General features: G+C 58.0%; 6 protein-coding genes and 1 pseudogene. 6 read left to right on the top strand and 1 reads right to left on the bottom strand.

Annotated features, from left to right (window positions below):
• The 6 genes from ABX75_RS27880 to ABX75_RS27855 all read left to right on the top strand — a co-directional run.
• Positions 1-545 (top strand): exodeoxyribonuclease VII large subunit (locus ABX75_RS27880; protein ID WP_047883124.1); only part of this gene is annotated, 545 nt, incomplete at its 5' end.
• Between the two features lie 89 nt (positions 546-634).
• The gene (locus tag ABX75_RS27875) at positions 635-1105 is read left to right on the top strand and encodes a ParB N-terminal domain-containing protein (RefSeq protein ID WP_080963864.1); all 471 of its coding nucleotides are present in this window, start codon (positions 635-637) and stop codon (positions 1103-1105) included.
• 15 nt (positions 1106-1120) lie between these two features.
• Positions 1121-1351 (top strand): hypothetical protein, encoded by a 231-nt coding sequence (locus tag ABX75_RS27870; RefSeq protein WP_028619968.1) that lies wholly within the window; start codon positions 1121-1123, stop codon positions 1349-1351.
• 105 nt (positions 1352-1456) lie between these two features.
• On the top strand, positions 1457-3397 hold the full coding sequence (locus tag ABX75_RS27865; RefSeq protein WP_047883123.1) for an AAA family ATPase: 1941 nt from the start codon (positions 1457-1459) through the stop codon (positions 3395-3397).
• A 166-nt stretch (positions 3398-3563) separates the two neighbouring features.
• Positions 3564-4100: a hypothetical protein gene (locus ABX75_RS27860; protein ID WP_047883122.1), complete on the top strand. Its 537-nt coding sequence runs from the start codon at positions 3564-3566 to the stop codon at positions 4098-4100.
• A gap of 34 nt (positions 4101-4134) precedes the next feature.
• A complete protein-coding gene (locus tag ABX75_RS27855; RefSeq protein ID WP_047883121.1) occupies positions 4135-4329 on the top strand; it encodes a hypothetical protein in 195 nt (64 codons plus the stop codon).
• A 324-nt stretch (positions 4330-4653) separates the two neighbouring features.
• On the opposite strand, the pseudogene ABX75_RS29560 reads toward ABX75_RS27855, so the two are convergent.
• Positions 4654-5780: pseudogene (locus ABX75_RS29560) on the bottom strand (hypothetical protein); the annotation flags it as partial.

Raw genomic sequence — 5780 nt, 5'->3', positions numbered from 1 at the left:
AAACAGCGCTCATGTCTGAGGCCTCAACTGCTCGGGCTCAGGTCGAGCGGGCCAACGGCATGATCTTGCGCCTGGTGTCTGGGCAAGCCCCGCATCTGGATCGCGCTTGGAGCACCTTCAGCCGGCGTGTGACGGAAACGCTCCATAGGGAGCAGCGGCAACTGTTGCAACAGCAAAGCAGCCTCGACAAAGGCCGGGACCGCCTCCTCAGCCAACAGCGCATGGCCCTCCAGCTCGCGCAGGATCGATTTTCAAGGCTCGGGGCTGGCCTGTGTGTAGCTGAGCGCCAAAGGGGGCTGTTTGCCGCCTCGAGGGTGGCTTCCCTGAGTATGGCGCTGATCACCAAGGAAACTTCGCGTCTGGAGCTTGCATCCACGGTCTTCGACAAGACGAACCCGCTTGCACTGCTCGGGAGAGGATTTGCCTTAGTCCGTGGCCCTGGTGGGGAGATAATCAGTAGTGCCCAGCAGGCTCGCGATGCAGGCAAGCTGGATCTGGCCTTCGCCGATGGCCATGTCATTGCGGAAGTGGCAAAAGCGCAATGAAGCAGCAGAAATATTCCATCTAAATTGCCGAAGAAGGCTGCGAGTGGCGAACCGCAGAGCACTAACCCGAAAGGTTGAGGAAAACAGACTTGAAAAACCCCACGGCGGTCCAAACGAACAAGCTGGTGCGAAGCAAGCTCAGCCCAAAAACTCCCAGTCAGGCCCAAGTCGATGCTATGGCTGAGAGCATTCTCAGTTACGGAATCATGGAGCCCCTTTTGGTTACCCGTCTTGGTGACCGCTATGAGATCACCCCTGGCGGTGGCCAGGTTCGCTGGCTGGCAGCTAAGAAACTGGCTATGGATATAGTCCCTATCCGTGTCGTGGAGCTCGATGATCATTCCAAGGCCGCAGTAGCCCTTATTTGCAACACTGTCCGAGAGAATATTGCACCAGAAGAGGTCATCAACAGCCTCGAAAGGCTGGTTTCCGAGTTCGGGGTAAATGCGGCCGATATTGTGACTGAGCGACTACCTGAGCTTCAGGAGATATCTGCTGAGCACCCGGAGTTTCAAGACCGGATCAAATCCTTACTTGATAGCTGTGAAATCGAAAACTGATCAAGGAAAGCGGATATGGCCAGCCGACGCCAGCCCTTCACCCCATGCAAGCTGTACATCGATGGCGCTGACGACCTAAGCGCTGGCGACTACATCCTCACTTCCGGTGGGTCGGCCTACCTGGTGCAGGCTACTCGGCCCAGCCCGAGCAAACCTGAGCGTCTGTATCTGAACTGCCTGCGCTGGCCGTCCGATCAGATCCCCGAGGACGCCAGGTGCTACCAGCTCAACTGGTACCGGCGTTGAGATAGTGTGACCTCCGGCTGGCCTGGCATACACTGGATAGCTGGGCCCGCCTCCGGCGATAGTGCTGGTGGCGGTCGACGATGTTCATTTCACCGAGATAAAAGCGTGAGCGACCCGGTTCTTTACATCCCACTGCTGGCTTCACAGGCCGACATCCTGGTTGATCCGAGTAGTTCTGCTCGTGTCCTACTGGGGCAGTGGGACGTGCCCCAAGTGGCTTCGGTGGCTGTCATCCAGAATTTGCCGGCCCTGGACGGTAAGCCGAAAAGCGAAACGCTCGTTGAGAAGGCCCTGGCCGAGTTGATCTCAGTCGGAACGGAACTGAGCCAAACGCATCCACCTGGTACTTTTTCTAGCCTGATTGCCGGCCGATTTAAGCGAGAGTTGTTTGAGCGAGGGCTGGCGCTTATGCCTCGGCTGCGGCTGCGCTTCCTGGATGAGGAGACGCTGGACGCGAAGCAATTCCTGAATGGTGGCCACTGGGACTTCAACTTCTGTGCAGCGCACACCCAAAAGCTCAACCCGCTCAAGCATTCGTTCGAGACCCCATCGGGGAAAACAATTTCTCTGTCGAATCAGCAGAGCCGGACGTTTCGCGTTATTCACGCCGAACCCGATGAGAGCATCCATATCCAGGGCCTGGCTGGTACCGGCAAGACCCACATGATCGAACGCTTGGTGGACTCGCTTTCATCATGTCGACCACTCGTGCTGGCGTTCACCGCGGTGCAGCTCCAGGCCCTGATGCAGCGAATCGCAGCCGCGAACGTGAGAGGAATGACGTTCGGAGATCTCGCCAACTACGTGCTTGAACGAAGTGTCGGTTATTACAGGCCGGGCAAGCGGGCATCCGCTCGGCACCAGGTTACCCCGGAAGACATCGCTTCCCGGTTAGGCTTCGGGTCGATAAGTAGGCTCAGTCCAGCCCAAGTAGCCACGGCCTGCGCGAGGATGGTTGCCTCCTTTTGCAACAGCACTGACCTTGCCTTATCAGAGCAGCACATCCCCAAAGGGCTTACCCTCGATGCCGTAGATCGCTTGGTGCTGGTAGGGTATGCGCAAAGGCTGTGGGACCAGACCATAGAACCAACCGATCAGCGCCTTCAGCTCCCCCTTCGCGGCTATCACCGAATCAAGCACATGACCCTTCTTCATGAGGCGGTCATAGGTCTGGAGTTCACCCACATCATTGTCGATGAAGCTCACGACCTGAGCTGGCCACTCTCGGTATTTCTCGACCGCTGTACCCAGCCCGTGATTACCCTGGGTGACGCATGCCAGCGCCTGGATGGGAGCTACTACCAACGGGCTAGCACACTCCGCAAGCACGAGATCACCCACTCCATTCGCGCCGGCCGGCAGATCGAGGGAGTTATAAACCCCCTCATCGACAAACACCCGATACTGAAATTGGCTTCGCTCGAGGGCAACAACGGCATCGAGACAAAGGTTGTCTACTACGACAAGCCAGAGGTTCCCACCGGGGCCGTGACGATACTGGTTGATTCCGAGTGGGGATTATTCGAGTGGTTTCAGCGCCTGGGGAGCGCTGGCGCGACCTTCAGCTTGCTACCTGGAGCAATCAACACTTTCCGCCGGTTCATTCTCGATTGCATTGGCCTGTTCCATGATCAGGTACGGCCAACCCACAGCGCGCTCTTCAGGTACACCAACTGGGATGATCTCCGGGCGGACATGGGCAGCAAAAATAGTAGCTTTCAGCGCATCGACCGGATGCTCGGTAAGGGCTATAGCTCATCAGAGTTCGAGGCATCGTTACTCAACCTCGATGCGTCAGGGACAGCCCCGCTACAGCTCGGCCGGGTCATGGACGCACGCAATTCAGAGGTCGACGCTGTGATGCTCGCGCCAGACTTGCTCAGTCAAGTAGGGCCTGGTGACCGCATTGCGGCGAGCAGGGCTTTTGCAGCCCTTTACACGGGTGGATCGAGAGCTCGTCACAAGCTCATCGTTCCTGGTTATCTCCGGGACTGGGCGTCTGATATGTCCACGGCAGCGAAAGCTCAGCCAACTCCATCCCCCTGAAGGCCTCGCCGGCGACCTGGACAGCAGATTGGCCTGGGTCGTACAGGGGCATGTCTCGCAAATCCGAGGGAAATGTTTTCTGACCGCTTTACGACCTGATTACGGCCTTGCTGGCGCTGACGGCGTGGAATAATCGGTCGAAATCAGCGATCAAGGTTCCCCTCCAATGAATGCTCTGTCGAAAGGCCTACTCGGGTTGGGGGCTATGCCCCTCACGCTGCTGGGCTCATTTGCTGTGTTTCCTGTTTTCGATGCGCCCAGCCAGGGAAACTGGATAGTCGCCGGCACCGTGGCTGCTGCTGGCGCTCTCGGGGCCTGGTTTATTGAGTGGACGGAGCGGAAAGTGGTGGCGAATCGCGTCGTCATCGACCTGAAGCCGAATCAAGTGATCGTCGACGGAGTGCCGATCGACTGCCCGTTTTCCTCCCTGACTCATTTCTTCAGGAGCCGCGATGCTCTTGCGGAGGCTGTTGGTATCGCCGTCAACGAGGCCATGCTCAAACAGGAGAAATTCCTTGTCGCACGAAAATCGGCACTCATCAGGATCTGGCCAGGGAGCTTTCAGGTGACCGACTTCGAGCTGGAGGCGCTTTCCGAGGCCATGACAGCCGAGTTCATTTCGCCGGCGTTTGAGCTGATGGGGCAACCGATGGCTCCGCAGGAAAACCGCAACCTCCCCAGTGCTCCGGCAGTGAATCGCTGAGCACACAACGCCTTCCGGACAGAGGAATCAAATAATGGCCATCAACGAAGAAATTCAGGCGGTACTCAGCAACCCCGGTACCAGTGACTGGCTGAAGTGCAGTTTGGAGAAGGCGATCCACCGCGATTGCGTGGATGCGGCCAATGACGCCGAACTGCTGCACGACCTGCTGAATCGGCGGTGCGATGCAGTCCTGAACGCCGCCGCCGGGCAGGCCATCCCTCGCTAAGAGGGATGGTCAACTACAACAGAATGCCGGGTACTCGCTGGCGATCCATCGACTCGGCTTTCGAGGCAGGTACCAATTCCTGGCAGTGCCATCCATCAGCGAGTTGGATGCAACCCGGCGCGATCCTTGCGGTCGACCTCACCTCGGTAGGCAACGCCTGGTTTTGTATCGGCGCGCTTGTACAACCGCTGGTGAGAATTGCGAGCAGAGCGAGTGGCAGAGTTTGGCGCGGCATGGGATGTGTCCTCTGGGTTGAGTTCGAGCCGAATCATGCCGATCGGCACGAAAATCCCAAGCCAACCAATGCGTAGCCGAGCGGAACGATCAGAACAGATCGATCTGGCCCAATGAGTTACCGCCCAGGCGGGTTATCAGCGCAGTGCGGTCATGCAGGATGGGCTGAAGATCGCTTCTGAAAATCTGGTTGGACATCCGCATCATCCGATCCCAGTCGCCATGGTCGCCCTTGTAGATCGCGATGGTTCCCAGCCCCATCAGGTAATGCAGCCCCGCAGTCGGAGACTGGTCGAAGGTCACGCGGGACAGGGCGTTATCCAACTCGAAGTTCACAAACAGCTCTGCACCTTCCCGATCGATCTCGAATCCGCTGCTGGTCACCACGTCCATGACCACCATGCCACTGCGTGTTGTGGTCAGGAACTCAGCATCGGCAGCAGCATGGGAAATACTGCGCAGGCCGTTGAACATTCCCTGGTACTGATCATCACAGAACGGCACCTCGACCTCGGGGTAGCGCAGGTCTGCCTCGGTGTACTTTGGCAGCGCCGCGATATCTGGGATCTCATAACGAACACCTTGCTCGTAGACCTCCAGGAACACCCTCATTGCGGTAAACGGTTTCTGGTATCCATACCGACCCCAAAGCGCCTCGACCGCCAGCAGTTGCTGGATATCCAGAAGCGTGAAGCGGGGCTTGATACCGGCTTGCTGGGCAGCGTCAAACTCGTCGAGCTGGATCGTGAGCATGATTCCCAGCAGCTCTTTGGTGAATGCCGGCGAGTAAGAATTCGGAGCGATTTTTATCGTCCCCGTTTCCTTATCAATCGTGCGCGCCAGCCAGCATCGAGCGCTCGGATCGAAGTGGCGGGCCTTAATGTAGTTCCGCAAGTCGTTCAAGGGCTTGAGCCAGTCGTACTCGCCGCCTTCCTTGGCAATCATGCTCTCGGCCGACGAGTCTCGAGAGACGCGGGTACATGACCAGCAGCCTGTCCGATGGCCACACGCTGGGCGCTCGGATTGTTTTCCGGCCAGGTAGACGTTCACCATGCAGTCACCGCCATTCATGTCGCGGTAGATCTCAACTAGCTGGTTGAAGCGGTCGTAGCACTCAATCCGGCCGGCGATCACCTGGCCGATGTAGCTGAACACGTCCATGGTGGTCATTTCAGCGATAGGGCTGAGTACCCAGTCGTGCCCGCCGGCGTCGGCGG

The sequence above is a fragment of the Pseudomonas sp. ARP3 genome (assembly GCF_001029595.1).
Classification (GTDB): Bacteria; Pseudomonadota; Gammaproteobacteria; order Pseudomonadales; family Pseudomonadaceae; genus Aquipseudomonas; species Aquipseudomonas rhodesiae.
Note: the sequence above shows the minus strand (reverse complement) of the source record. Positions and strands in the feature narration are given on the sequence as shown.

Bases quoted from the DNA above. Each gene is read 5' to 3' on its own strand.
- ABX75_RS27870 (WP_028619968.1), top strand. From the start codon at position 1,121: ATGGCCAGCCGACGCCAGCCCTTCACCCCATGCAAGCTGTACATCGAT.
- ABX75_RS27860 (WP_047883122.1), top strand. From the start codon at position 3,564: ATGAATGCTCTGTCGAAAGGCCTACTCGGGTTGGGGGCTATGCCCCTC.
- ABX75_RS27855 (WP_047883121.1), top strand. From the start codon at position 4,135: ATGGCCATCAACGAAGAAATTCAGGCGGTACTCAGCAACCCCGGTACC.